This is a genomic window from Mycobacterium sp. MMS18-G62 (assembly GCF_053877835.1).
The window spans coordinates 5,858,747-5,880,211 of sequence record NZ_CM132662.1 but is presented as its reverse complement, the minus strand read 5'-3'; the positions used below and the strand labels follow the sequence as shown (position 1 = coordinate 5,880,211).

Below are 21,465 nucleotides of genomic sequence, written 5' to 3'. Positions count from 1 at the left end.
CATCGGTGTCAGGCCCTGACGCATCGGCCCTTCACGCCGGCGCTCATCACAGGCCTTACGCCACGCTCCTCGCCAAGGGCGAGGACCGCAGGCAGCGGATCATGGCCGTCGCCGAGAGATTGCTGGCCCGCAACGGCTGGCGCAACACCTCCCTGGCCCAGATCGCGAAGGAAGCCGGCGTCACACCGGCCGGCCTGCTGCATCACTTCGAATCGAAGGAGCAACTGCTCAACGCGGTCCTCGACGCCCGCGACGCCGATGACGACGCCCACGCAAATTACCGAGGCGGCGATCTCATCACGGAACTGAGCCGGGTCCCCGAGCGGTTCGAACGCGCCCCGGAGCTCATCGGCACGTTCACGGTGCTGCTTGTCGAGAACATCGCGCCGGACGCCCCGCTACACGACCGCCTCCACAAGCGATACCGCGACGCGATCGACATCATCACCGACATCATCGAGCGCGGTCAGCGATCAGGGCTGTACCGCACAGACTTCGACGCGGCCAACAAGGCTGTGGAGATCCTCGCCTTCATCAACGGAATGGAGACCTTATGGTTGCTCGATCCTTCAATACCGCTGACCGAGGTGTTCAAGGGGTACGCGGAGTCGCTGGGACGCGAGATCGAGCCGCGGAGCTCGACATGAGGTACCGGCTCGACGTCGTGGCCCCCACCGTGCTCGACGCGGTGCGGTTCGCAGGCGGCTGGGTTTATGACCGGGTGATGGCCGGCTGGGACGTCACGGTCCTGATCGGCGGCGACGAAGATGTCCGGCCTCTCGAGATCCTCGGTGCCGAGGTGCGCGATCTGGAATCGGTGCTGGCGTCGTGGGAGGACCGTCCACATCCGCAGACCGTCGCGGTCGCCGGCGATCTTTTCGCGGTGGATGCCCGGGTCCGCGCGCATGTCATCAACGCGCTCGATCAGGGCGCAACTGAGGTGACGCTGTGGGGCGACAGCCTGCCCGCAGAGCTCGATGACAGCGTGGATTCGGTACAACACCGATTGAGCGCGGCCGCACGGGCTTTCAAGGCTCAGGCGCTCGCCGCGGCCAACGACGCGGAGGCTGCTGTCGGCAACACTGAGACGTTCCGCTGCGGCATGATGGCGTCGGTCGCCGCGGACTTGATCCCGGCCAGCTGACCCAGCTCGCGGGAGTTAGGTGAGGTCGATCAAGACCTTGCCGATGGCGCGCCCCTCGGCGACATGCTTGAGCGCCGCCACCGTTTCGGCCAATGGATACACCGCGCCGATATGAGGTAGCACCCGGCCGCTGACGAGGTGCTCACGCAATTCGCGCTCATTGCGGGCGAATTCATCGGGCGGCACGTCCTGGAATTGAAAACCGAGAACGTGTACCCCCTTGACGAGCACCAGATTGAGCGGGATGCGGGGGATGACGCCGGAGGCGAATCCGACTGTGACGAATCGGCCGCCGCGGCCCAGCGACCGCAATGCAGGTTCGGAGAGCTCGCCACCGACGGGGTCGATCACCGCGTCGGCGCCGCCGGGCACGACTTCCTTCAGTGCGCTCCGAAGGTCACCCGTCTTGTAGTTGACCAGGCGTTTGGCACCGTAACCTGCTGCCACATCGAGCTTTTCGGATGACGACGCGACAGCGGTCACCGAGGCGCCGAGCTGCACGCCAAGCTGGACCCCGGCCAGGCCGACGCCCCCGCCGGCGCCGAGCACGATCACCTCGTCGCCTTCCTGGATGCGGGCCATCGACCGCAGCGCGTGATATGACGTCCGATACGCGACGCCGAATGCTGCGGCGGTGTGGTCGTCGACGCCGTCGGTTATCCGCGAAAGTCCCGCGACGGGTACCGCGACCTCTTCGGCGAATGCTCCATACATTCCGGTGCCGGTGATTCGGTCACCAACCGCGAAACCTTCTGTGCTGTCGCCGGTCTCGACGATCGTGCCGGCGAACTCGCTGCCCGGCACGAACGGCGGCGGCACGCTGATCTGATACTCGTTGGCGATCAGCAGCACGTCGGGAAAGTTCACCGCGGCCGCACCGACCTTTACCCGGACGTGTCCCGGCGCGACGGTCGGTGACGGCTGTTCCTCGATGCGGACGACGTCCGGCGGCCCGTATCCCGGGCAGACCGCGGCACGCATGTCAGCGGTAGTCAGTGGATTCGGCCAGCTCGGCCGCCGAGCGCATCAAATCAAGGATGATCGGCCCGTAGGCGAGCAGCTTCGGATTGTTGCCCGCTCGCTGGAAGCCCTGCTCCAACACGATCGCCAACTTCCACTTCGCGAGCACCAAGTAGTAGTCCAGATCGTCAACTTGCCTACCCGATACGTCGGCATAGTGCGCGACGACCTCGTCGCGCGTCGGCATGCCGCGCATGTCGACGTAGCTGATCTCGCTGGAGCCGTCGGCGTCCGTCGGCCAGCTCTGCACCATCCAGCCCAGATCCAGCTTTGGGTCGCCGACCGTTCCCATCTCCCAGTCGACGATGGCCGCCAATTGGGCTGGGGCGCCGTGCCGGTACATCACATTGGCGAACTGGTAGTCGCCATGCATCAGGCCCGGAATGAAGTCCAGTGGCTTGTGGGTGCGCAGCCAGTTGGTGGCCACCTCGAGACCCGGGATTTCACGCTTCTTGATCCGCTCGAGGAAGCCGATCCACCGGTCGACCTGACGCTCGTGGAAACCGTCCGGGCGACCGAGATCCTGCAGTCCCTTTGCCTGCCAGTCGACCTTCGACAGCAACGCAATGCCTTCTGCCAGCTGATAACTCAGCCCCGGGCGGGTGCTGAGATCGGTGTTGAACGGCTCGGGCCACTTACCGTGCTGATCCATGGGTGACCAGCCGTCGACGAAACCCATCAGGTAGAACGGACGCCCGAGCACCGAGGGATCGGGGCACACGCCGACCGCTTTGGTGTGCGGTACCTCGGTGCCGTCGAGCGCCTCGATGATTCGCCACTCGCGCAGGATGCCTTTGTCGCGGTCGGGGGGAGCGTCCGGTGGCGGCATACGCAACACGCAGCGCTCGTCGTCGCGGCGCAGCTCGTATATGACGTTCTGCGTTCCGCCGGACAGGAACCGCGCATCGAGCGGCTCACCCTTGCCGGGCAACGCGGCCTCATCCATCCAATCAGCAAGGCGCGCAACGTCGATTTCGTCGCTCACAGATTCCCCACCTCGTTCTCCAGATAGTCGGCATACTTTGCCCGGGCGGCCTCCCGCTTGCGAGGGGTCCATTCCGTGGGCCATGTGTCGTCGGTGGCTTGGTAGGCTCGCAAGACCTGTTTGGCGACCGTCGTCTTGTGCACTTCGGTCGGGCCGTCGGCGAGTCCCATCACCGCGGCGCCGGTGACCATGCCCATGAAGGGCATCTCATTTGTCACCCCAAGAGCACCGTGCACTTGCATTGCCCGCCAGGCGATATCGTGCAGCACCGTCGGCATGACGACCTTGACCGTGGCGATATCTTTGCGCACCTTCTTGTAGTCGTTGTACTTGTCGATCTCCCACGCGGTGTAGAGCACCATCAGCCGGAACTGGAGCAGCTGCGCATAGGAATCGGCGATGTAGCCCTGGATAAACTGCTTGTCCGAGAGCTTGCTGCCCTGGGTTTCGCGGCTCAGGGCACGCTCGCACATCATGTCGAGTGCCTTGCGCGCCAACCCGATCGTGCGCATCGCGTGGTGAATGCGGCCGCCGCCCAGCCGGGTCTGTGCGATGACGAACGCCTGACCCTCACCACCCAGTAGCGCCTCGGCGGGCACGCGCACATTGTCGTAGTGGATCAACGCGTGGGAACCCTCGTTGTCACGCTCGCCGTACAGGCCGACGTTTCTGACGATGTTGACGCCGGGCGTGTCGGTCGGCACCAGGAACATCGACATGCCCTGGTAAGCGCTGACATCGGGGTTGGTTACCACCATCACGATCAGGAACGACGCCGTTTTAGCGTTGGAGGAGAAGAACTTCCAACCGTTGATCACCCAGTCGTCGCCGTCGCGCTCGGCCCGGGTCTTGAACAGCGTCGGATCTGCCCCTGCGTGTGGTTCAGTCATTGAATAGCAAGAGAACAGCTCACCTTCAAGCAGGGGATGAAGATACTTCTTCTTCTGCTCCTCGGTGCCGTAGTGCGCGATGATCTCGGCATTGCCGGTGTCCGGCGCCTGGCAGCCGAAAACGATCGGGGCCCACTGCGAGCGGCCCAGGATCTCGTTCAGCAACGCGAGCTTGAGCTGGCCGTATCCCTGCCCGCCCATCTCGGGTCCGAGGTGAGTGGCCCATAGACCCTTGCGGCGTACCTCTTCCTTGAGTGGGTCGATTACCTTGCGGCGCTTGTCATCCAGCGGGACGAACTGCAGGTGTGGAAACGCCAGGTCGAGCGGCTCGACCTCTTCACGGACGAACTCGTCCGCCCAATCCAGTAACTCCTGGTACTCGGGATCGGTCTCGAAATCCCACGCCATCGGGGGCTCCTCTCAATTGAAGGTGACGACGACCTTGTCGGCGGCGCCTGGTGTCGAGGCGGTCTTCAGCGCCTCGTTGACGTTGTCGAACGGGACCGTGTGGCTGACGATCACCGCGTATTTTTCCCAGTTGGCGATCAAGTCATTGGTGACTTCGAAGATCTCGTCGGGATACCCCATCGAGCCGACGATCGTGATCTCGTTGCTCATGATGTTCACGAAGTCGACTGGCACGGGCTGTTTGTGGACGGCAACGATCCCGAACCGTGCGCCAGGCTTGGCGCACGCCAGCGCGGTGTTGATCACCGTCGGGGCTCCGGCGGCGTCGAAATAGATATCGCTACCCACCTTGCCGGGAAACATCGACTCGCCAACACCATGCAGCTCGAGGAGCCGGTTGGCGACATCGTCCTCGGCCGCGTTGATCACCGCGTCGGCACCAACCTTGAGCGCCTTTTCCAGGCGCGCCGGGATCAAATCGGCGACCACGACGTGGCTGACGCCGAGGGATTTGAACGCGATGGTGGCGCCGAGGCCAATTGGGCCCGCGCCGAAGACCACCACCTTGTCGGACGGCGTTGGTCGGCACCGGTTCGCACCGTGGCGGGCAACGGCCATCGGTTCGTTGAGGGCGGCCACTTCGAACGGGATGTGGTCGGGCACGACCTCTAAACTCTTGCCGCGCACTGCATTTTCGATCAGGAGGTATTCCGAAAGCGCACCGGTGGCTCCGCCGTTGCCGATGATCCCGCTGGGTGCGGCCATGGGGTTGATCACGACGTGGTCGCCTACCGCGACGCCGGTGACGTCGCTACCGACCTCGACGACCTCGCCTGCCGGTTCGTGGCCCAACGGCATGCCGCCGTCGTGTCCGGGGATACCGCCCATCGAGATGAAAAACGAGTCTGTACCGCAGATTCCGCATGCCCGGATCTTGACGAGCACGTCCGTCGCGCCGACCGCCGGCTTCGGCGCATCGACCACCTGTGTCTCGCCGGGCGCAGTCACCACCGACACCTTCATGTGCGCGCTTCTTTAGGCATGGACGTGGTTGAAACCGGCTACGAGGGCGGCGATATCGCGAGTGACGACGTCTGCGAACGAGCGGTTGCCGTAACTGCCTGCAGCCCAATGCCGGACGCCCTCGCTGACATGCATGCCGGCCAGGTGGGAGAGGTGGTCGACATCGACGTGCGCGCCGAGCTTGCCGTCTTGTTGTGCCTTTGCGAACAGCTCGCCGAACATGTCGGCGTCGGTGTCGTCAGCCAGTTCACCAGCAAGGATCCTGTGCTCGTGGCGGTAGCCCTCCAGGATCGTCTCGATGATCAATTCGCGAGGGTTCTTCGCCATGGAGCGTTCGAGGCTGCGCAGCGCCTCGGCGATAACCGCCTCGACTTCGTAGTCGGTTTGCAGCTTCGCTCGTACGGTCTTTTGAGCCGCGCGGGTCGACAACAGGCCCACTTCGAAAAGCACGTCTTCCTTGGCCGGGAAATAGAAGTAGAACAGCGCCCGCGAGACGCCAGCTGCGCGGCAGATGTCGGCGACAGTCGTCTTCGCGTAGCCGTTGGTGCGCCATAGCGCCATCGCGGCCTGTACGAGGTCGCGCTTGGTTTCATGTGAGCGGGCACGCTGAAACGAAGCGCGGCGCTGACTACCGTTAGCAACCATAGCTCCGTTGTTCTTCGGCACAGACGCACTGTAACAGCCAGATTGAGTCTTGCATATAGTTGACGTTTGTCTAACTATCTACATATGACGCAATCTTTGCATGGCAGGCGCATCCTGGTCACTGGCGGCGCGACGGGCATCGGCGCGGCCGCGGTTCAAGTACTGAGCGAGGCGGGCGCCGGCGTCGTCGCGACGTATCACCACACACCTCCGCCGGAACTGGCGGGAGTGTCGTGGATGCAGTGCGATGTCCGCGACGCAGCGGCGGTGGACGACATGGTGAGCGGCGCCGCCGACAGCCTCGGTGGCCTCGACGTGCTGTTGCACGCCGCGGGCCTGTGGCAGCCAGGGATCCCCGGTCAGATCACCGCCGAGGACATCGACTTCCTCGTCGACACGAACCTGAAGGCCACGATCTTCACCAACCAGGCGGCGTATGCGGTCATGCGGAAGAGCGGTGGCGGCCGCATCATCAACTTCGGGTCTGGCGAGGCGGTGATGGGCAGTCCGATCTCGGCGGTGTACGCGGCGACCAAGGGCGCGGTCTCGGCGTGGACAAGATCGATCGCCAAGGCGTGGGCGGCCGAGAAGATTTCGGCGATCGCATTGGCGCCGGCAGTACAGACGCCGGGCGCTGAGCGTCTGCGCGAGTTCCTCGGACCGGAGGCCGCGGAGTTCATCGACGAAGAAATCAAGAAGACGATTCCACTCGGCGGCGCGCTGGGAGATCCGGTCGACGATCTCGGACCGACGCTGGTGTTCTTGTGCGGCAAGGGATCTCGCTTCATCACCGGACAGCTGATCGCCGTCGACGGCGGCCTGGTGATGCTGGGCGCCTGACGACGAGCTCGAACGCCGACAGACCCGTTACGTAACGCTATGGCGGAAATTCGGCCGCAAGAACACCACAGCGGTACGCAAGTCGCCGTAAATTGCGGTCGTCAGTCTGAGCGCTCGTAGCTCGTGGTCAGATACTGCACGGTCCGATCGAGGCTGGGCACGATATCGGTGATTTCGATCTCCCCGGCGGCGAAGCGGCCGAGAAGGCCATACACGACGTTGGTCACGATGGCATCCATGTCGCGGACGAAATCCGGGTCGGCCTCGGCCAGCACCTCCATCACCGCCGGAACCACCGCATCGAAGCCGCGGCGGATCAGCTTCTGCCCGCCCGGGGCCGTTCGCGCTCGGAAGTACGCCTTGAGCATCGCGGGGTGGTCCTCCCACGGCTCGAAGATGGTGCGCAGCACGCGCATCAACCCGACATACAGCGACTCGTCTGGGTCGTGTGGCTTCGTCAAGCCCGCGTAGCGGTTTTCCTCCATCCAGGAATCGAGAGCGGCGAGGATCAACTCGTCGCGGGTGCCGTAGCGCTTGTAGATAGTGGCCAGTGACGTGCGGGCGCGCCGGGCGACCTCGCGTAACTGCACGGCGTCGTAGCCTTCGGTTTCGAGTAACTCGACGACGATGTCCAGGATCCGGTCGCGCTGCGATTCCACCTCGCCGCCGGATTCTTCAGCACTAGTCACGTCCGCAATCATCCTTGCCGTTTGTGAGTAACCAGGTTACTGTACCGACTGTAACGCGGTTACTCAACGCAACGAAGCGAGGATCGATGGGCTCATTGGACGGCAAGGTCGCCTTCATCACCGGCGTCGCGCGCGGGCAGGGGAGGAGCCACGCCGTGCGGCTTGCCTCCGATGGCGCCGCCATCATCGGCGTGGACATCTGCGCGGACATTCCATCCAACGGCTATTCGATGGCGTCTCGCGAAGAACTCGACGAAACCGTCGCGCTGGTCGAGGCCAAGGGCGGCAAGATGCTCGCCTCGGTCGCGGATGTCCGTGACTTTCGCGCGTTGAAGGCGGCACTCGATTCCGGGGTGGAGCAGTTCGGCCGGCTGGATATCGTCCTCGCGAACGCCGGCATTGCGACCATGGCGTTTCGCGAGTTAACCGACGAAGAGGACCTCGAACAGTGGACCGACGTCCTCAACGTGAACCTCGTCGGAGCATTTCACACCGCCAAGGCAGCGATTCCGCATCTCATCGCCGGGGGACAGGGCGGCTCGATCGTCTTCACCAGCTCGACCGCCGGGTTGCGGGGTTTCGGCGGGATGCAAGGAGGCGGGCTCGGCTATGCGGCGTCCAAGCACGGCATCGTCGGTCTGATGCGGACTCTCGCCAATGCCCTTGCCCCACAGAGCATCCGGGTGAACACCGTGCACCCGACAGCGGTGAACACGATGATGGCCGTCAACCCCGCCATGCTCTCGTTCTTGGAGAACTATCCCGACGGCGGCCCGCACCTGCAGAACCCGATGCCTGTCGCGTTGTTGGAGCCCGAGGACATCAGCGAGGCCATCGCCTATCTCGTGTCCGACGCGGGCAAGTACGTCACCGGTGTCACGTTCCCCGTCGACGCCGGATTTTGCAACAAATTATGAGCGGTCGAGTCGCCGGCAAGCGCGTACTGATCACCGGCGCAGCCAGGGGGATGGGCCGCAGCCATGCGGTGCGGCTCGCCGAGGAGGGCGCGGACCTCATTCTTGTCGACATCTGTGAGTCGCTGCCGGAGCTGGAATACCCGCTGGCAACACCCGAGGATCTGGCGGAGACGGCTCGGCTGGCCGAGAAACACGGCGGTCGGGTGGTCACTCACATTGTTGATGTGCGAGACGCCGACGCCTTGGCAACGGTGGTCAACGACGGCGTGGCCGAACTGGGCGGGTTGGACGCCTCCGTGGCCAACGCCGGTGTGCTGACCGTGGGCACCTGGGACCAGACGACGCAGGCGCAGTGGCGAACCGTGTTGGACGTCAACCTGATCGGCACATGGAACACCTGCGCAGCAGCGATTCCACACCTCGTGGAGAGCGGTGGCAGCCTGGTCAACATCAGCTCGGCGGCGGGCCTGAAGGGCACTCCACTGCACCTGCCGTACACGGCGTCCAAGCACGGCGTCGTCGGGCTGAGCCACGCTCTAGCCAACGAGCTTGCCGCACAAAACATTCGGGTCAACACCGTCCATCCGACCGGTGTCGAGACGGGGATGCGGCCGGAGAACCTGCAACAGATTCTCGGCGAAGGGCGGCCGGATTTGATCCCAATCTTCCTCAACGCCCTGCCGACCGTGATGGCGGAGGCGATCGACATCAGCAACGCCGTGCTGTTCCTGGTGTCCGACGAGTCGCGCATGGTGACGGGGTTGGAGTTCAAGGTCGACGCGGGGGTCACCATCCGATGACAGCAGTCGACACCGAACGCTCCGAACGCGGCAAGCGCGCGTTCGCGGAAGTGATGACGGTTGCGCCGCCCGAGGATTCCAGCCCGGCGACGGAGAACGGCCTGATCGACTTCGTGTTCGGAGAGGTCTGGACACGACCGGGGCTGAGCAGGCGGGATCGGCGGTTCATCACGCTTCCGTGCGTGGCTGCCGCCGATGCGGAAGAACCGCTGAGAGACCACGTCTATGCAGCCTTGAACAGCGATGACCTCTCGATCGTTGAAATGCGGGAAACGGTCCTGCATTTCGCGGTGTACAGCGGCTGGCCGAAGGCATCCCGTTTCAACATCATCGTCGACGAGCAGTGGGACCGGCTCCACCGTGAGCGCGGGCAGACGGTGCCGCCGCCCGAACCGCTGCTGCCGCTGGTGACACCGAGCGACCCGGAAGAGCGACTATTGACCGGCGAGCAGTCGTTCAGGGACATCAACTGCATCCCTTTCGCGCCGATCCGCGACAACCCGTATTCCGGTGCGGGCATTCTGAATTTCGTCTTCGGCGAGATGTGGCTGCGGCCCGGACTGGGCATGAAGGAACGACGGCTGGTCACAGTTGCGTGCGTGGCGTTCCAGGATGCACCGATCCCGATCCTGAGTCACGTCTACGCCGCGCTGAAGAGCCGCGACGTGTCGTTCGACGAAATGGATGAAGTGGCTTTGCATTTCGGCGCCTACTACGGATGGGCGAAGGCGTCGCATCTCAACCAGGTGATCGGCGAACAGAAGCAACGCGTGCTCGATGAGTGGCGTCAGGAGGCGCAGTGACAGCGACAGTGGCCGGCGGATTGCTGATCGGCGGCGACCGGGTCACCGAAACGTCCGGCGGGACGTACGCCCACATCTACCCGGCGACCGGCCAACCCAACGCGCATATCCCGCTGGCAGGCCCCGACGAGATCGACCGCGCAGTCGCCTCGGCGTGGGACGCGCATCGGGAATGGATGTCGCGAACCGTCGACCGGCGGCGCGACCAGCTGTTCGACCTCGCCGATGCCGTACACGAGAACCTCGACGATCTGGCCCATCTGAACGTGGACGACTATGCGGTGCCAATCTCCTTCGCAGGCAACGCAATTCTGCTGGAACGGTTCTTGCGTCATTTCGCCGGTTACGTCGACAAACCGCACGGGATCTCGACTCCGGTGACTGGCTCGTTTGACGTCAACTTGATCGAACGTGAGCCGTACGGTGTCGTCGGTGTCCTCACCCCGTGGAACGGATCGCTGGTGGTGACCGGATCGTGTGTGGCGCCAGCATTGGCCGCGGGAAATGCGGTGGTGCTGAAGCCATCCGAGGTAGCGCCGCTGGCCGCGTTGCGCTTCGGCGAACTGTGCCTCGAGGTTGGGCTGCCGGTGGGGTTGGTCAACGTGGTCCCCGCCGGACCGGAGGGCGGCGACGCCTTGGTGCGACATCCTGGCGTCCGCAAGATTCACTTCACCGGGGGAGATGCGACCGCGCGCAAGGTGCTTGCCTCAGCGGCGGTCAACCTGACACCGGTGGTCACCGAACTGGGCGGCAAGTCGGCCAACATCGTTTTCGACGACGCGGACCTCAGCGCCGCAGCGATGCTGTCGGCGCATCAGGGCCCACTTATGCAGTCGGGGCAGAGCTGCGCGTGTGCCAGCCGCGTGCTGGTTCAGGACCCGGTGTACGACGCGTTCCTCGAGAAGTTCGTCGCGGTTATCGAGGCCTCGACGATCGGCGATCCGCTCGACCCTGCGGTGGTGTTCGGACCTGTGGTGAGCCAGGCCGCAGCCGACCGCATTCTCGGCGTGATCGACGAAGCGGTGGCTCAGCGGTCGGGTGAACTGGTTGTCGGCGGCAAGCGGCTTGGTGGTGAGCTGGCGGACGGCTACTACGTCGAGCCGACGGTGTTCACCGTCGTCGACAACGCGTCCGCACTGGCGCAAACCGAGACGTTCGGACCTGTCGTGTCGGTAATGAAGTTCAGCGACGAGGCCGAAGCGGTGCGCATCGCCAACGACACCCGATACGGCTTGAACGCATTTGTCCAGACCAACGATTTGAGCCGGGCACATCGGGTCGCGCGCCAGCTCGAGGCCGGATCGGTGTGGATCAACACGTTCAGCGACATCTCACCGCAAGGCCCATACGGCGGCTACAAGCAGAGCGGGTTCGGTCGCACCGGTGGTCTCGAAGGGCTCCACGAATTCCTTCAAGTGAAGAACATTCGCATCGGCATGCGGTGAAGACCGCACGAATTTGTGCAACTGCACAGCATCGACATGGGCGTCAGGTGAAGATGGTCAGCGACGTCAACGGGGAGGTTCGATGGCCGGTCGGGTAGAGGGCAAGGTCGCATTCATCACCGGTGCCGCGCGCGGCCAGGGCCGCAGCCACGCGGTGCGGCTGGCGCAGGAGGGCGCCGACATCATCGCCGTCGACATCTGCCAACCGTTCGCCGACTCACCGGCTCCGCCGGCGACACCCGAAGACCTCGCTGAGACCGCAGACCTGGTCAAGGCGCTGGACCGGCGCATCGTCACAGCCGAAGTCGACGTCCGCGATTACGACGCGCTCAAGGCCGCGGTCGACAGCGGGGTCGAACAACTCGGCGGTTTGGACATCATCGTCGCCAACGCAGGCATAGGCACAGTCGGAACGCGGCTCGAGCGGATGAAGGAAGACATCTGGCAGGAGATGATCGATGTCAACCTCACCGGGGTGTGGAAGTCGGTGAAGGCTGGTGTCCCGCATATGTTGGCCGGCGGCCGCGGCGGCTCGATCATCTTGACCAGTTCGGTCGCGGGCCTGAAAACGTATCCGCATACCGGCCACTATGTCGCAGCCAAACATGGCGTGGTCGGGCTGATGCGGACGTTCGCCGTTGAGCTTGGCGCGCAGTCGATCCGGGTCAATTCGGTGCATCCGACCCACGTGAACACGCCACTGCTGCACAACGAGCAGACGTACGGGATGTTCCGTCCCGATCTGGAGAATCCAAGCCCCGACGATATGGCCCCGGTTTGTCAGACCTTCCATATGCTGCCCATCCCTTGGGTGACCGCCGAAGACATCAGCAACGCGGTGCTGTTCCTGGCCTCTGATGAGGCGCGGTACATCACCGGCGTTACGCTTCCCGTCGACGCGGGCAGCTGCCTGAAGTAATCGAAAGGACCGCCGCGGCATGACAATTGCGCACGACGTCTACTACGACCCCTACGACATCGACATCGTCAATGATCCGTATCCGGTCTATGCCCGGCTGCGGGAGGAAGCGCCGATCTATTACAACGAGTGCTTCAACTTCTGGGCGATCTCGCGGTACGCCGACGTGGAGAAGGCGCTGGCTGACTGGGAGACCTTCTCCAACAGCCGCGGCGACATCCTCGAACTGATCCAGTCGGATTTCGACATGCCCAAGGGCGTGATGATGATGGAGGATCCGCCCGTGCACACGATGCTGCGCGGGCTGATGTCTCGGGTGTTCACGCCGCGTCGGATGGCCGAGATCGAAGACCAGATCCGGCGGTATTGCGTCAACTGCCTTGACCCGCATGTGGGTTCGGATGGCTTCGACATCATCGCGGAGCTTGCCTCGATGATGCCGATGCGCGTGATCGGCATGCTGCTGGGCATCCCTGAGTCGGAGCAGGTCCAGGTCCGCGACGCCAACGATGCGAACCTGCGCACCAAGCCGGGCGCCCCGATGAAGGTCGTCACCGCCGACAAGATCGCGGATGGTCGCATCTACGCCGACTACATCGACTGGCGCGCAAAGAATCCGTCCGACGATTTGATGACGGCCTTGCTCAACGTTGAGTTCGAAGACGAGAACGGCGTGACGCGCAAGCTCACCCGCGACGAAATCCTGCGCTACACGCAAGTGGTCGCCGGCGCAGGCAACGAGACGACCGGACGGCTCATCGGCTGGCTGGCCAAGGTGCTTGCCGAGCATCCCGATCAACGCCGTGAGATCGAACAGGATCGGTCGCTGCTGACGCGCGCTGTTGACGAGACGCTGCGGTTCGAGCCGACTGGACCGCACGTAGCACGTTGGATGGCAAAGGATTTCGAGTGCTACGGCACCACGGTGCCCGCCGGCAGCGCGATGCTGCTGTTGTTCGGAGCGGCTAATCGTGATTCGCGCCGCTATAAGGACGCCGAAACCTTCAACATCCACCGGGACAACATCTCGCACCTGACCTTTGGCAAGGGTGTGCACTACTGCCTCGGCGCGAACCTTGCGCGGCTGGAAGGCCGCGTTGCTCTCGATGAACTACTCAATCGGTGGCCCGAGTGGGACATCGACTACGAGACAGCGGAATTAGCGCCCACATCGACCGTTCGTGGCTGGGAAAGGCTGCGGCTGGTCCTGCCGTGATCCGCGTGTGTGACTGCGAATCAGAAAGCGCAACTGCTCACTCGAAGGCTATGACCCCTCGAATGTTCTTGCCAGCGCGCAGATCCTTCATCGCTTCGTTGATGTCGTCCAGCTTGTACTTCTGAGTGACGAGCTCGTCGAGCTTCAACGTGCCGGCCTCGTACATCGACAGCAGCATCGGCATCGCATCGCGAGGGTTCATTTCCCCGTACAGCACGCCCTTCAGCGTCTTACAGGAGCTGACCATGTCGGGCAGGATCAACGGCACCATCATGTCGCTCACTTTGGCCATGCCGGTGAGCACGCACGTGCCGCCCTTGCGCAGCAGCATCATACCTAACATCACCATGTCGACCGGCACTACGCCGGGCGTGAGGACGACCCTGTCGGCCATGACGCCCCACGTGATCTCCTTGACGAGTTCCAGTGCGGCGCTTGCATCGGCCGCGGTGTGCGTCGCACCGAAAGTCGGTGCGATCTCACGCTTGAACTCATTGGGATCGACGGCGACTATCTGCTTCGCGCCCGCGGCTTTCGCGCCCTGCACGGCGTTCATTCCTATTCCGCCCACACCGATCACCACGACCGTGTCACCGATCTTCGTGCCCGCGGCAACCGATCCCGATCCGAAACCTGTTGTCACACCGCAGGAGACCAGTGACGCGGCCTCGAGCGGGATCCAGTCGTGCACCTTGACCAGCGAGCGTTCAGACGCGACAACGTGCTCGGCGAATGTGCCGACTTGCATCATCGCCATCAGGTCTTCATCGCCGAGATGACGGCGGCGCGTGCCGTCGGTAGTCATCGCCTTGCTGTAGAGGTCAGCGCCGATATCGCAGAGATACGAGTACCCCGTGGCACACCACCTGCAGCTGCCGCACGCCGGCAGGAACGAGATTGCCACGTGGTCACCAGGTTTGAGCGTCTTTACTTCGGGACCGACCTCCTCGACCACACCGGACCCCTCATGGCCGCCGAGCATGGGGAACCATTCGGGTACCGGCACACCGGAAGCCCGCATCATTTCTTCCATCTCGGCGCTGGGCACGCTGTCCCCGGTGTAGAAGTGCTCGTCGGAATGACACACACCTGCGTAGGCCATCTTGACAAGCACTTCGCCCGCATGTGGTGGGTCTAACTCCACCTCGGTGACTTCCCAGTCCACGCCGACACCACGCAGGACTGCTGCCTTGGATCTCATGACGCCGGCCAGCCGACAGTCTTGGTCTCCGTGAAGATCTCGAGACCTTCGATGCCGCATTGCCTGCCGATGCCTGACTGCTTGTAGCCGCCAAACGGCGCATCGGCGCCATACCAGAGGCCGCCGTTGATGCCGAGCGTTCCGGTTCTGATCCGGCTCGCAACCGACTTGGCGCGTTCGAGGTCGTTGGCGAACACCACGCCCGATAGCCCGTAGATGGAGTCGTTGGCGATGCGCACCGCGTCGTCGTCGTCATCGAAGCCGATCACCGACAGCACGGGCCCGAAGATCTCCTCCTGAGCGATCGTCATCCGGTTGTCGACGTCGGCGAAGACCGTCGGTTCAACGAAGTAGCCCTTCGGAAGATGCTTTGGAATGCCGCCGCCGGTGACCAGGCGGGCGCCTTCTTGGTTGCCCTTTTCGATGTAGCCCATCACCCGGTGCTGTTGTCTCTTGGATACCTGCGGGCCCTGCAGCACCGACGGGTCGGTCGGATCGCCGTACTTGTTCTTCTCCATCGCGACCTTGACGATCTCGACAGCCTCGGCGTACCGGGAGTTCGGCACCAGCAGTCGGGTCGGCATCGCGCAACCCTGGCCCGCATGCATCATGATGAAGGCGCTTCCGCCGACCGTCGCGCTGATGTCGCCGTCGTCTTCGAGCACCAGGTACACCGACTTGCCGCCCAGTTCGAGGAAGGTTGGCTTGACCGTATCGGCCGCCGCCTTCATGATGCGCCGCCCGGTGGCCGTCGAACCCGTGAACGCCACCATGTCGACCAGCGGCGAGGTCGAGAGTACCTCGCCGACAAGGTGATCCGATGACGTCACGATGTTGATGACGCCTGGGGGAATGTCGGTGTGCTCGGCGATGATCCGGCCGATGCGGGTGGCATTCCAGGGCGTGTCCGGTGCCGGTTTGAGCACGACGGTGTTACCCATGGCCAGGATTGGGCCGATCTTGTTGAGGATGATCTCGAATGGGAAGTTCCATGGTGTGATGACGCCGACGACGCCGATCGGTTCCTTCCACACCTCGCGCGCAGCGGGGGTGCCCATGCCGAATGCATCCTTGTCGGGAAGGGTTCGCTTCCAAGGGAACTGGCTGATCATGTCGGCAGGCCAGCTCAGCGCCTCTTTGAGCGGTACGTCGAGCTGCGGTCCGAACGTGCTCAACAACGGACAGCCGACCTCGGCGATCAGCTCGCTGCGGATTTCCTCCCGCTCAGCCTCGAGTGCCGCCTGAAGCTGGCGAAGACCAGCAGCTCTCGCTTCGCCGTCGCGTGACCAGTCCGTGTGATCGAAGGCATGGCGGGCGGCCGCCACCGCACGCTCCATATCGGCTCGGGTGCCATCGGCCGTTCCGCCGAGCACCTCTTCGGTTGCCGGGTTGATGTTGTCGAACTGGCGGCCGGTTTCGGATTCGACGAGCTTGCCGTCGATGAGCATGCGGGTTTCGTGCGTCACCGTTTGATGTCCCTTACCACTGTCGGAGTTCGGCCACGGCGCCGGACGGCCGAGGAGCCAAGGTCAGATACGGAATGAAACTGCTGTTGCCGCAACGCAGTACGGAGTGCACCACGTCGACGAGGTGGTCGGCCTCTACGAGGCCGCCCTGCATGTAGCCGTTGTCCATCCAGTAGTGGATGGCTTCTTCCAGCGCCTGGGGGTCCCAGGCCTTGTTGAACTCGGTCTGTGAGTCTCCCTCACCCCCGAAACAGTCTCCGACGGCCAGTCGGGTGAAGCCGATGTTCGGATGTTCGATGCGCCACGCCTCGACGAGCTTGTCCAGCGCCGCCTTGGAAACCGCGTAGGCGCCGAGCAGCGGCCAGGGCGCCGAGTAGGAGGCGCTGAGGGACGACATGTAGACCGCTGACCCCGCAGAGGCCGCCAGGTGAGGCGCGGCGGCCGCAGTGATCACGGACGCACCGGTAACGTTGGTGGCGAACAACTTCCCCCACTGCTCGGTGGTGACGTCGGCCAAGGGCGAGAGCACACCGACGCCGGTGGTGTAGACCAGGGCGTCCAGGCCGCCAAACGATTCGACCACTGCTGCCATCGCCTCCTGGCAGGTCGCAGCGTCGGTGACGTCGCAGACAATCGCGACCGCTCCACCGCCCGCCTCTTTGGCTGCACTTTCCAGGCGGCCACGGCGCCGGGCGAGAAAGGCAACCTGTGCACCCTTATTCGCCAGGCCCATGGCGATGCACCGGCCCAGGCCGGCGGACGCTCCAACGACAGCAACTCTCAGCGGTGGTGTCTGGGGCATCGGCTCTCCTAGAAGAAGTCGAGAGGAACATTATCAGTTCGGTAGAAGGACAATATTCACTTATCGCAAACAGTCATTTCCACGTGGGTGCTGAAAGCGCCGCCGCGACGGCAACGCGGTTATCGTCGCAGGACCTTTCGCGGCTCCACCGCAAAGCTGAGGAGTAGCCGCTCAAGGACTTTGGCCGCCCGCTCCCGTGCCTTGCCTGGACGGTCGGCATGCGCGACGAGGAGCGCGGCTTCCTCGACCGCGGCGACCAGCAGATGGGTCAACTCGCCGATCGGATGGTCGTCGATGATGCCCTCGGAGATGGCTTCGGCCACCATCTCGTTGATCAGGGCAATGCTGTTGCTCTCCTGGATGGCGCGCAGTGTCTGCCAGCCCAACACCACCGGACCATCGATCAGCATCACGCGCTGAACCTCGGGTTCGAGTGCCGACTCGAGGAAACCGCGCATTCCGACGGACAGCCGCTCCCACGAATCGGTGCCCGGTGGTGGCGAGGCGAGGGAGCGCAGCGTCAGATCGCGCTCAACCTCTTCGAAGACAGCTCGGAACAGTTCGGCCTTGTCCTTGAAGTGGTGGTAGAACGCGCCGCGGGTGCCTGCACCGGACCTCGTCACGAGGTCTGAGATGCTGGTGTCGAAATATCCTTTCTCCACGAACAGCGCCCGGCCGGCGTCGACGAGATCGCGGCGTGTCTGATCCCCGCGCGCCCGGCGTTCGACATCGGTGCCACCACGCTTGGCCATGCTCAGCATCGTAGCAACCTTCAGGCTGTAGGTTGCGGCACCCTCAGCGCACGATGCCGATCACGGGCATCAGTCCGAGCTCGCTGTGTGACTTGAAACCCGGCGGCGCGTCGCAGATAGCGGGAATCGAGTTCACCGGCTCCATCGCGGTCCACGCATAGCCGACATAGCCGGGCTGGGCCGTATCGCGAGCATGCTGGTCACCGCGCAGGATCAGTTCGGTTCCCGGGTCGCCCTGGATCACGATTCGGTAGTGGTAGTACGGCTCCCAGTCGGGCTTGGGTTCGATGGCGTCGTGTTCGATGAACGAGTAGAGCTCGTGCAGCGTGATGAACGGCCTGCCGTCCACCCATGCCGTCCACAGGTGATGTTGGGAGGCGACGGTGCCCTTTTTGATCACGCCCTTCAGGCCGGGCATGTCCATGTCGGGGGACCCTTCGTAGGGAATGTCGCGCGTCGCGAGGCCCAGTTCGACGTCGGTCGTGAACTTCTCGACGGTCTTACCCAGCCCTTCCACCACCATGGTGAGCGACTGCGCGAACAGTGACCACGCGTCGGCGAAGAGATTGCTCTTGGCGAACTCGGCCGGTGTCTTCCCAAATCCCATCTCGTCTAGGTACTTCAGGGTGTCCTTGTTGAAGTTCACTGCTTCGTAGATGTGAATGTGGTCGGTCTTGCCGACGATGCGGGCCAGGGTGAGCACCAGCAGGTCCGCGGCGTACCCGGGATGGATTCCGCCGCCGTGGAACGATGTGCCGCCCTCTTGGCAGGCGGCCTCGATCTTGTCGATATCCGCGCTGTTGGTCTCGGTCCGGTGCCACCAGGCGCCGCCCGACGCGACGACACTCTTGCCGCCGCGCAGTAGTCGGCATATCTCGTCGACGTCCGACCACAGCGGCGCGTAGAAGACGCAGTCGGCGTCCAGGGCCTCGAGGGCGTCCTTGTCTGTAGTCGCCAGAACGCCGATGGGTGGGACCCCGACGAGCTCGCCGGCATCTTTGCCGACCTTCTCCGGGCGGTTGCACAGGACGCCGACGACGTCGAAGGTGGGATTGTGGGCCATGTGGCGCAGCGCAAGCGTACCGACATTGCCCATGCCCCACTGGATGACGCGATACTTCTTGTCGGCGGTCGATTCGACGGACATGGCGGCGACGCTACCAACGTGCGGGAATCGCCATATGCGATTCCGTGAACGACGATTTCCGTTCCATCGACTACAACCTTCATGTTGTATGTTGCCCTAATGGCAGACGATGAGGTTCGCGCGTACGGCTCGGTGGCCCCGTTGAAAGTCGGCTTGCTCAACGACTATCCGACGCAGGCCGGGGTCGACAACGACACGGTCGACACCTTGCGGCTGGTCTTCGACGAGGCGGTGGCGTCCGGACTCGTCGACCGGCCGATCGAACTGGTCGAGCGCCACGTTATCGGTCTGCCGAACGGCACCTACCATGCCGTGGAGACCGCATACGACGAGCTGGTCGCCGAGGGCTGCCTCGCGATCTTCGGGCCGTATGTGTCCGACAACGCGGTTCCGCTGACACCGCACGCCGACCGCGTCGCGAAGGTCCCGAACATCATCCTGTCGGGCTCCGAAGGCGCACTGAGCGAATGGACCTTCGCGCTCAACAACGGCTCGATGCCGGAGGAGCCAGTGATGCTGGCCGCGGTGATGTTGGGCGACGGCCGGTCCCGCATCGCGATCGCCTATGAGACATCGCTGATCGGTAAGGAGTATCTGGCCTTTGCCGAGAAGGCGTATTCGGCAGCGGGTTTGAAGGTGGTCACAACGGTCGCGATTCCACAGGTCGAAGCCGAAAAGGCCGTAGCGGTCGCCGAGCTTCGGGCGGCCGAGCCCGATGCGCTGGTGCACGTCGGGTTCGGCCACGGCCTTTGGGGATTCTCGGATGCGCTTGCCACCGCAGGCTGGGATCCGCCGCGCTACACCACCACCGCGTTCGAGATGGCGCATATCAATGCCGATTGGATGCGGCATCTTCGCGGCTGGATTGGATTGGACAGCTACGACGAGCGCAATACCGTGGGGCAGGCATTCCTCGACCGGTTCGAGGCTCGCTACGGCCGCAGGCCGGGACACTCGATGCCGGGCCTGTGCCATGACGTCGCGACGGTGATCGTTCGTGGGCTTTCTGCGGCGCGGCCGTTGACCGGCGAGGGCGTGAAGGGTGGCATCGAGCAGGTAAAGCTCGTCCCGTCGGCCAGCGGTGCACCGGGCACGTTCCTGCGGTTCGGCCGCTTCATCCGCCAGGGCTGGCTGGGGTCGGACTACCTGGTCGCGCGCAGGGTGCTGCCGGACGGCAGCGGACATGTGTTCCATGCCGCGCCAAGCGACCACATCTCACGCGCGGTTGGCGTCAGCCCCGGCTAGCCGGATCGCACCGAATACCGGAGCGGCAACCACACCCGGCGGTGCGGCCAGCACGTCGGGTATGGCACGTATCGCGCCCATCGCGATCATCAGATGGCCGGGCTGAGCGTGTGTGCCATCGGCCGGCTTGTCGTCAAACCCGACATCGAGCTGCAGTTCGAAGCTCGGCTTGCCCTTAATGACGGCGCGGATCAACGGTGCCTTCTCGCCGGGCGCCAGTGGCTTAAGCCCCCACTGGGGTAGGTCTCGGGTGAGGATCCATTCCTCATGGATGGCCAGCAGAGGCCGACCCGACCAATGGCCTACCCACGAGAACCGTTGTCCGACCACCGTTCCCGCCTCGATGGTGCCGGCGCGCACTTCGATGTCGTACGGCAGCGTGGTGGCGTCCACGGACACGTCGACGTGCGACAGCGTGATCCCGAGGACATCGGCGGTGGCGTTGAGCGCCTGCCGATAGGCGAGGTCGAGCTTCTTGATGATGAGCGAGTCGGCGCTGACGTCTTCGGGGGGTCGCCCCATGCCCATGAGGTCGACGAGCATCGGCCTACTGTCGACGGCCGACACGTCCGTGGCCTCGTAGAGATCGATTCTGTCGACCGTCTTGGATAGCGCCGTCACTGTCGCGACGAGTCGTTCGAACATGAACCCGGGATTCTCACCGGCGGCGTGGAAGCGGGAGTTGCCCGCGCGGCACGCTTCGACGAAGGCGGCCTCGGTCTCCTTGCCGTAGGTAGGCAGGTGGTTGTAGGAGGTGGTCGTGATGACGCTGGTGCCCGAAGCCAGCAGCCGGCAGATGTCCTCGGCGTTGGTTTCGACGGCGTGGGCCTTGCTGGCGGCGTGGATGACGATATCGGCGCCCAGTGCAAAGATCTCTTCCTTGTCCGTCGTTGCCAGGACCCCCGTCGTCGGCGGCAGCCCGCACAGCGCCCCCGCGTCCTGACCGGCCTTAGCGGGATCGTATACAAGGACCCCGACCAGCTGATAATCGGGATTCTCAATAAGTTCGGCCAGCGCGGGTGTTCCGACCGCACCCGTTGCCCACTGCACGACTCGAGTTGCCAATCGAACGCTCCTGGTTGCAGTTTCGCGGTCACCGTGGTTGGTG

General features: G+C 63.9%; 22 protein-coding genes. 10 read left to right on the top strand and 12 right to left on the bottom strand.

What is annotated here, in order from left to right; genetic code table 11:
• Positions 1-5: 5 nt before the first annotated feature.
• Both ACWW36_RS29350 and ACWW36_RS29345 read left to right on the top strand, forming a co-directional pair.
• Positions 6-647, top strand: a complete 642-nt coding sequence (locus ACWW36_RS29350) for a TetR/AcrR family transcriptional regulator (protein ID WP_456142678.1) — start codon at positions 6-8, stop codon at positions 645-647.
• A complete protein-coding gene (locus ACWW36_RS29345) occupies positions 644-1,144 on the top strand; it encodes a hypothetical protein (protein WP_456139407.1) in 501 nt (166 codons plus the stop codon). The genes ACWW36_RS29350 and ACWW36_RS29345 overlap by 4 nt, the downstream gene beginning before the upstream one ends.
• A gap of 15 nt (positions 1,145-1,159) precedes the next feature.
• Here ACWW36_RS29345 and ACWW36_RS29340 read toward each other — a convergent pair whose 3' ends face one another.
• Genes ACWW36_RS29340 through ACWW36_RS29320 form a run of 5 tightly spaced genes read right to left on the bottom strand, consistent with a single transcriptional unit; the run spans position 1,160 to position 6,115 of the window.
• On the bottom strand, positions 1,160-2,125 hold the full coding sequence (locus tag ACWW36_RS29340; RefSeq protein WP_456139406.1) for an NADPH:quinone oxidoreductase family protein: 966 nt from the start codon (positions 2,123-2,125) through the stop codon (positions 1,160-1,162).
• A 1-nt stretch (position 2,126) separates the two neighbouring features.
• Positions 2,127-3,110: a phosphotransferase family protein gene (locus ACWW36_RS29335; RefSeq protein ID WP_456142677.1), complete on the bottom strand. Its 984-nt coding sequence runs from the start codon at positions 3,108-3,110 to the stop codon at positions 2,127-2,129.
• 35 nt (positions 3,111-3,145) lie between these two features.
• Entirely contained in the window at positions 3,146-4,447 is a 1,302-nt protein-coding gene (locus ACWW36_RS29330; protein ID WP_456139405.1) for an acyl-CoA dehydrogenase family protein, read from the bottom strand.
• A gap of 12 nt (positions 4,448-4,459) precedes the next feature.
• Positions 4,460-5,470, bottom strand: coding sequence for a zinc-dependent alcohol dehydrogenase (locus ACWW36_RS29325; protein ID WP_456139404.1), 1,011 nt, complete (start codon positions 5,468-5,470; stop codon positions 4,460-4,462).
• Between the two features lie 12 nt (positions 5,471-5,482).
• The gene (locus ACWW36_RS29320; protein WP_456142676.1) at positions 5,483-6,115 is read right to left on the bottom strand and encodes a TetR/AcrR family transcriptional regulator; all 633 of its coding nucleotides are present in this window, start codon (positions 6,113-6,115) and stop codon (positions 5,483-5,485) included.
• Positions 6,116-6,199: 84 nt separating this feature from the next.
• On the opposite strand from ACWW36_RS29320, the gene ACWW36_RS29315 reads away from it, so the two are divergent.
• Positions 6,200-6,955, top strand: a complete 756-nt coding sequence (locus tag ACWW36_RS29315; protein WP_456139403.1) for an SDR family NAD(P)-dependent oxidoreductase — start codon at positions 6,200-6,202, stop codon at positions 6,953-6,955.
• Between the two features lie 101 nt (positions 6,956-7,056).
• On the opposite strand, the gene ACWW36_RS29310 is transcribed toward ACWW36_RS29315, so the two are convergent.
• Positions 7,057-7,656, bottom strand: a complete 600-nt coding sequence (locus ACWW36_RS29310; RefSeq protein WP_456139402.1) for a TetR family transcriptional regulator — start codon at positions 7,654-7,656, stop codon at positions 7,057-7,059.
• 74 nt (positions 7,657-7,730) lie between these two features.
• Here ACWW36_RS29310 and ACWW36_RS29305 point away from each other — a divergent pair, with 74 nt between their 5' ends.
• From ACWW36_RS29305 to ACWW36_RS29280, 6 genes are all read left to right on the top strand, one after another.
• Positions 7,731-8,561, top strand: a complete 831-nt coding sequence (locus tag ACWW36_RS29305) for a mycofactocin-coupled SDR family oxidoreductase (protein WP_456139401.1) — start codon at positions 7,731-7,733, stop codon at positions 8,559-8,561.
• Positions 8,558-9,361 (top strand): mycofactocin-coupled SDR family oxidoreductase, encoded by an 804-nt coding sequence (locus ACWW36_RS29300; protein WP_456139400.1) that lies wholly within the window; start codon positions 8,558-8,560, stop codon positions 9,359-9,361. The genes ACWW36_RS29305 and ACWW36_RS29300 overlap by 4 nt, the downstream gene beginning before the upstream one ends.
• A complete protein-coding gene (locus tag ACWW36_RS29295; RefSeq protein ID WP_456139399.1) occupies positions 9,358-10,164 on the top strand; it encodes a carboxymuconolactone decarboxylase family protein in 807 nt (268 codons plus the stop codon). Before ACWW36_RS29300 ends, ACWW36_RS29295 begins: the two co-directional genes overlap by 4 nt.
• On the top strand, positions 10,161-11,609 hold the full coding sequence (locus tag ACWW36_RS29290) for an aldehyde dehydrogenase family protein (RefSeq protein ID WP_456139398.1): 1,449 nt from the start codon (positions 10,161-10,163) through the stop codon (positions 11,607-11,609). Before ACWW36_RS29295 ends, ACWW36_RS29290 begins: the two co-directional genes overlap by 4 nt.
• An 82-nt stretch (positions 11,610-11,691) precedes the next feature.
• Entirely contained in the window at positions 11,692-12,528 is an 837-nt protein-coding gene (locus tag ACWW36_RS29285; protein WP_456139397.1) for a mycofactocin-coupled SDR family oxidoreductase, read from the top strand.
• 19 nt (positions 12,529-12,547) lie between these two features.
• Entirely contained in the window at positions 12,548-13,744 is a 1,197-nt protein-coding gene (locus ACWW36_RS29280) for a cytochrome P450 (RefSeq protein ID WP_456139396.1), read from the top strand.
• 37 nt (positions 13,745-13,781) lie between these two features.
• On the opposite strand, the gene ACWW36_RS29275 is transcribed toward ACWW36_RS29280, so the two are convergent.
• From ACWW36_RS29275 to ACWW36_RS29255, 5 genes are all read right to left on the bottom strand, one after another.
• Positions 13,782-14,945 carry an NDMA-dependent alcohol dehydrogenase gene (locus tag ACWW36_RS29275; RefSeq protein ID WP_456139395.1) on the bottom strand — a complete coding sequence of 388 codons (1,164 nt, stop codon included), beginning with the start codon at positions 14,943-14,945 and terminating at the stop codon, positions 13,782-13,784.
• Entirely contained in the window at positions 14,942-16,393 is a 1,452-nt protein-coding gene (locus tag ACWW36_RS29270; RefSeq protein WP_456142675.1) for an aldehyde dehydrogenase family protein, read from the bottom strand. Before ACWW36_RS29270 ends, ACWW36_RS29275 begins: the two co-directional genes overlap by 4 nt.
• A 31-nt stretch (positions 16,394-16,424) precedes the next feature.
• Positions 16,425-17,213, bottom strand: a complete 789-nt coding sequence (locus ACWW36_RS29265; protein WP_456139394.1) for an SDR family oxidoreductase — start codon at positions 17,211-17,213, stop codon at positions 16,425-16,427.
• A gap of 119 nt (positions 17,214-17,332) precedes the next feature.
• The gene (locus tag ACWW36_RS29260; protein ID WP_456139393.1) at positions 17,333-17,965 is read right to left on the bottom strand and encodes a TetR/AcrR family transcriptional regulator; all 633 of its coding nucleotides are present in this window, start codon (positions 17,963-17,965) and stop codon (positions 17,333-17,335) included.
• Positions 17,966-18,008: 43 nt separating this feature from the next.
• Positions 18,009-19,112 (bottom strand): NAD(P)H-dependent amine dehydrogenase family protein, encoded by a 1,104-nt coding sequence (locus ACWW36_RS29255; RefSeq protein ID WP_456139392.1) that lies wholly within the window; start codon positions 19,110-19,112, stop codon positions 18,009-18,011.
• A gap of 99 nt (positions 19,113-19,211) precedes the next feature.
• Between ACWW36_RS29255 and ACWW36_RS29250 the strand changes: the two genes are divergently transcribed.
• The gene (locus tag ACWW36_RS29250; protein WP_456139391.1) at positions 19,212-20,357 is read left to right on the top strand and encodes an ABC transporter substrate-binding protein; all 1,146 of its coding nucleotides are present in this window, start codon (positions 19,212-19,214) and stop codon (positions 20,355-20,357) included.
• Here the strand turns inward: ACWW36_RS29250 and ACWW36_RS29245 are convergent.
• On the bottom strand, positions 20,328-21,407 hold the full coding sequence (locus tag ACWW36_RS29245) for a dihydrodipicolinate synthase (protein ID WP_456142674.1): 1,080 nt from the start codon (positions 21,405-21,407) through the stop codon (positions 20,328-20,330). The two genes, ACWW36_RS29250 and ACWW36_RS29245, sit on opposite strands and share 30 nt — an antisense overlap.
• Positions 21,408-21,465 lie beyond the last annotated feature (58 nt).

Bases quoted from the DNA above. Each gene is read 5' to 3' on its own strand.
- ACWW36_RS29345 (WP_456139407.1), top strand. From the start codon at position 644: ATGAGGTACCGGCTCGACGTCGTGGCCCCCACCGTGCTCGACGCGGTG.
- ACWW36_RS29340 (WP_456139406.1), bottom strand. From the start codon at position 2,125: ATGCGTGCCGCGGTCTGCCCGGGATACGGGCCGCCGGACGTCGTCCGC.
- ACWW36_RS29335 (WP_456142677.1), bottom strand. From the start codon at position 3,110: ATGGATGAGGCCGCGTTGCCCGGCAAGGGTGAGCCGCTCGATGCGCGG.
- ACWW36_RS29330 (WP_456139405.1), bottom strand. From the start codon at position 4,447: ATGGCGTGGGATTTCGAGACCGATCCCGAGTACCAGGAGTTACTGGAT.
- ACWW36_RS29325 (WP_456139404.1), bottom strand. From the start codon at position 5,470: ATGAAGGTGTCGGTGGTGACTGCGCCCGGCGAGACACAGGTGGTCGAT.
- ACWW36_RS29320 (WP_456142676.1), bottom strand. From the start codon at position 6,115: ATGGTTGCTAACGGTAGTCAGCGCCGCGCTTCGTTTCAGCGTGCCCGC.
- ACWW36_RS29315 (WP_456139403.1), top strand. From the start codon at position 6,200: ATGACGCAATCTTTGCATGGCAGGCGCATCCTGGTCACTGGCGGCGCG.
- ACWW36_RS29310 (WP_456139402.1), bottom strand. From the start codon at position 7,656: ATGATTGCGGACGTGACTAGTGCTGAAGAATCCGGCGGCGAGGTGGAA.
- ACWW36_RS29305 (WP_456139401.1), top strand. From the start codon at position 7,731: ATGGGCTCATTGGACGGCAAGGTCGCCTTCATCACCGGCGTCGCGCGC.
- ACWW36_RS29300 (WP_456139400.1), top strand. From the start codon at position 8,558: ATGAGCGGTCGAGTCGCCGGCAAGCGCGTACTGATCACCGGCGCAGCC.
- ACWW36_RS29295 (WP_456139399.1), top strand. From the start codon at position 9,358: ATGACAGCAGTCGACACCGAACGCTCCGAACGCGGCAAGCGCGCGTTC.
- ACWW36_RS29285 (WP_456139397.1), top strand. From the start codon at position 11,692: ATGGCCGGTCGGGTAGAGGGCAAGGTCGCATTCATCACCGGTGCCGCG.
- ACWW36_RS29280 (WP_456139396.1), top strand. From the start codon at position 12,548: ATGACAATTGCGCACGACGTCTACTACGACCCCTACGACATCGACATC.
- ACWW36_RS29275 (WP_456139395.1), bottom strand. From the start codon at position 14,945: ATGAGATCCAAGGCAGCAGTCCTGCGTGGTGTCGGCGTGGACTGGGAA.
- ACWW36_RS29270 (WP_456142675.1), bottom strand. From the start codon at position 16,393: ATGCTCATCGACGGCAAGCTCGTCGAATCCGAAACCGGCCGCCAGTTC.
- ACWW36_RS29265 (WP_456139394.1), bottom strand. From the start codon at position 17,213: ATGCCCCAGACACCACCGCTGAGAGTTGCTGTCGTTGGAGCGTCCGCC.
- ACWW36_RS29260 (WP_456139393.1), bottom strand. From the start codon at position 17,965: ATGGCCAAGCGTGGTGGCACCGATGTCGAACGCCGGGCGCGCGGGGAT.
- ACWW36_RS29255 (WP_456139392.1), bottom strand. From the start codon at position 19,112: ATGTCCGTCGAATCGACCGCCGACAAGAAGTATCGCGTCATCCAGTGG.
- ACWW36_RS29250 (WP_456139391.1), top strand. From the start codon at position 19,212: ATGGCAGACGATGAGGTTCGCGCGTACGGCTCGGTGGCCCCGTTGAAA.